The following is a 705-nucleotide window of genomic DNA, read 5'->3' on the forward strand; positions in this document are numbered from 1 at the left end:
AGGACTGTCTCTTAAAGTGTGTAAGTTCAAAAATTAAGCTTGGGTTAGGTTCTACTTTTTAGAGTCTAACCCTTTCTTGATATAGGATTAAAAATTGATCAATAATAACTCCCCAGTTTCTTACTGGCATAGACCATTTTTTAGTTGCTTCTCTCACAGCCAAATATACGGATTTCATAACAGCTTCATCTGTAGGGAAGGATAATTTATTTTTAGTGTACTTCCTTATTTTACCGTTTAGATTCTCAATTAGATTGGTGGTATATATGATTTTCCTAATATCTACGGGGAATTCAAAGAAAACCGTAAGGTCTTCCCAGTTGTTTTTCCAGCTTTGGATGGCATAAGAATATTTATGTTCCCACTTAGAAGCAAAATCATTTAAAGCAGCTTCAGCAGCCTGTTTAGTTGGCGCGTTGTAGATTTCTTTCATATCAGCAGTAAACTGTTTCTTATCTTTCCAAACAACGTATTTACAAGCATTTCGAATCTGATGTACTACACATATTTGTGTTTTAGATTCAGGAAAAACGGTACGTATGGTATCGGTAAAACCATTTAAGTTATCGGTTGCTGTAATCAAGATATCTTCAGTTCCTCTAGCCTTCATATCGGTTAAAACACTCATCCAAAAGGATGATGACTCATTTTTACCTAACCATAATCCTAAAACTTCTTTGCGTCCATCGCGTTTTAAGCCTACTG

The 705-nt window shown here is 35.0% G+C and carries 1 protein-coding gene; it reads right to left on the reverse strand.

From position 1 onward, the window contains the following. Positions 1–58: 58 nt before the first annotated feature. On the reverse strand, positions 59–705 hold a 647-nt coding region (locus N5E64_RS15675), incomplete at its 5' end, for an IS256 family transposase (RefSeq protein WP_280038328.1).

Source organism: Empedobacter sp. GD03739 (assembly GCF_029843245.1).
GTDB lineage: Bacteria > Bacteroidota > Bacteroidia > Flavobacteriales > Weeksellaceae > Empedobacter > Empedobacter falsenii_B.